The sequence below is a fragment of the Runella zeae DSM 19591 genome (assembly GCF_000423565.1).
Taxonomy (GTDB): domain Bacteria; phylum Bacteroidota; class Bacteroidia; order Cytophagales; family Spirosomataceae; genus Runella; species Runella zeae.
Window position 1 is genome coordinate 1 of record NZ_AUIF01000107.1, and the last position, 1,060, is coordinate 1,060.

Annotated in this window: 2 protein-coding genes; both read left to right on the top strand. The window is 32.3% G+C overall.

Features of this window, described 5'->3' with window-relative positions:
* Positions 1-160 precede the first annotated feature (160 nt).
* Complete coding sequence (locus G563_RS0118420) at positions 161-475, top strand: hypothetical protein (RefSeq protein WP_028666587.1); 315 nt, start codon at positions 161-163, stop codon at positions 473-475.
* A 363-nt stretch (positions 476-838) separates the two neighbouring features.
* Positions 839-1,060, top strand: a 222-nt coding sequence (locus G563_RS35265; protein WP_037327493.1) for a hypothetical protein, incomplete at its 3' end; no start/stop codon positions are given.

Here is a 1,060-nt window from a genome sequence, read left to right on the forward strand (position 1 = left end):
GACTTTAAGAAAAAGATAACTTGTTAGTAATCAACAAGAAAACAACTCTTATGATAATAGGTTAGACGATATAAGAGATTTCGGAAAATTTAGTTATGAACCCAATGAGGAAGATATCTTAGTAGGAGAGTTTTTTGAACTAGATGAACTTGTGCCTATTATGGAGGATATATATCCCAAAGAAGATGAAATTTGGAAAATGGGATTGTTATTAATTGGAGATAATGATATGAATCAATCGTTTATGGTTGGGATAAATGATGATAATCGAGATAAAATATTATTAGAAAGAACAGATTTACACCCTCGATTTATCTTCATTGCAAACAATATATTTGAATTTGTAAGAGGATTCACTATTCGTCCTAAAGAACTGTATCTTAATGGAAATAAGCTTTCTCAACTCTACCGTAACTGGGGAGAAGATTTTTGGCGGGTACGGGAAGAGGAGGGAAATACTTCCTCTTCAGCGTAATCTGTGAAATAATCATATACTTTTTGTTGGGGATTTCTTCCATAGGTAGGTTTATGATAGTTTCCAAGTGCTGGAGCATAGCTTTGTCTATTACCCAAAAGACTATGAGAAAAGGTTGAAAAAATGTATTGTTCAATACCTTCAAGAAAAGAAATTGATGAAAGGACAATCTAAAAACTTACAAATCCCACTAATCGCAGTCATCAAGACTTTCCAAGTTTAGAAAAGAAAGAGTAACACCACATATAAAAAACCTATTTTATCACTGTTTTGGTAGCTATGGGTAGCTAATATCCCCACTAAAACACCAATGAGAAGTTTTGATTATTGATGATGACGCTGATTTACTTAAATCTTTAAAAAATGAACCGAGAAGATCTAAATTATAGCTTAGATATGTGGATGGACAAAGATTTACGCTTTTTTTCTCCTTTTAAACAATCTATTGAAATAACAAAAGAATGTTTTATCAGAGTTTGTGAGAAAAAAGGGTGGCCTTATGGGATTGATGAAAAGCCTTTTGATGAAAAATATTATGGGTGGTGCAAAAGAGTTGAACCTCCAACAAGAGAGGAAATTTCATTA